Origin of the sequence: Pseudomonas sp. 10S5, assembly GCF_035019745.1 — a bacterium.
In the GTDB taxonomy this organism is placed as follows: domain Bacteria; phylum Pseudomonadota; class Gammaproteobacteria; order Pseudomonadales; family Pseudomonadaceae; genus Aquipseudomonas.
The window spans coordinates 1-1,411 of sequence record NZ_JASJVL010000043.1 but is presented as its reverse complement, the minus strand read 5'-3'; the positions used below and the strand labels follow the sequence as shown (position 1 = coordinate 1,411).

Genomic DNA, 1,411 nt, shown 5'->3' with positions numbered 1-1,411 from the left:
TGGGCAATGCGGTACTGCTTAAGCGCGAAGACTTGCAGCCGGTGTTCTCGTTCAAAATTCGCGGCGCTTACAACAAACTCACGTTGCTCAGCGAAGCCGAGTTGGCCCGGGGCGTCGTCACGGCGTCGGCGGGTAACCATGCGCAAGGCTTGGCATTGGCGGCCAAGGTACTGGGCGTCAAAGCCACCATCGTCATGCCCAAAACCACTCCCGAGATCAAGGTCGAAGGCGTGCGCTCGCGAGGCGGCATCGTGGTGTTGCACGGCGACTCGTTCCCCGAAGCACTGGCATTTTCGCTGAAACTGGTCGATGAAAAAGGCTACGTCTACGTTCATCCGTATGACGATCCTGACACCATCGCCGGCCAAGGCACCGTGGCAATGGAGATTCTGCGTCAACAGCCGGGGCGTTTAGACGCGATTTTTGTGCCGGTGGGCGGCGGCGGTTTGATTGCGGGCATCGCGGCCTACGTTAAATACTTGCGGCCAGACATCAAGGTCATCGGCGTCGAACCGGACGATTCCAACTGCCTGCAAGCGGCCATGGCGGCCGGTGAACGCGTGGTCTTGAGTCAGGTCGGGTTGTTTGCCGACGGCGTGGCCGTGGCGCAGATCGGTCAGCACACCTTCGGCATCTGCAAAGATTATGTCGACGAAGTGATCACCGTCAGCACCGATGAAATCTGTGCGGCGATCAAAGACATCTACGACGATACTCGCTCCATCACCGAGCCTGCGGGCGCACTGGGTGTGGCCGGGATCAAGAAGTACGTCGAACTGTATGGCGTCAGCGGGCAAACCCTGGTGGCCATTGATTCAGGCGCCAACGTCAACTTCGACCGCCTGCGCCACGTGGCCGAGCGCGCTGAGCTAGGTGAGGGCCGCGAAGCGATCATTGCCGTGACCATTCCCGAAAAGCCGGGCAGCTTCAAGGCGTTCTGCGAAGCCATCGGCAAACGCCAGATCACCGAGTTCAACTACCGCTACCATACCGACCGGGAGGCCCACATCTTCGTTGGTGTGCAAACCCATCCCGATACCGATCCCCGCGCCGCGCTGCTGGCCAGCCTGACCGCGCAGGGCTTTCCGGTGCTGGACCTGACCGATAATGAACTGGCGAAACTGCACATCCGCCATATGGTCGGCGGCCACGCGGCGCGGGTCAGTGATGAAGTGGTGTTCCGTTTCGAGTTCCCGGAGCGACCGGGTGCGCTGTTCAATTTCCTCGACAAACTCGGCGGGCAGTGGAATATCTCGATGTTCCACTACCGCAACCACGGCGCGGCGGACGGCCGGGTGGTGGCTGGGTTGGTGGTTCCGGAAAACGAGCGGCACCTGATTCCGGCGGCGTTGGCGGAAATCGGCTACCCGTATTGGGATGAAAGCGAAAACCCGGCTTACAAGCTGTTCCT

Annotated in this window: 1 protein-coding gene; it reads left to right on the top strand. The window is 60.7% G+C overall.

Features of this window, described 5'->3' with window-relative positions; genetic code table 11:
- The coding region (ilvA, locus tag QN378_RS23285; protein WP_323567498.1) for a threonine ammonia-lyase, biosynthetic at positions 1-1,411 on the top strand (1,411 nt) is incomplete at both ends.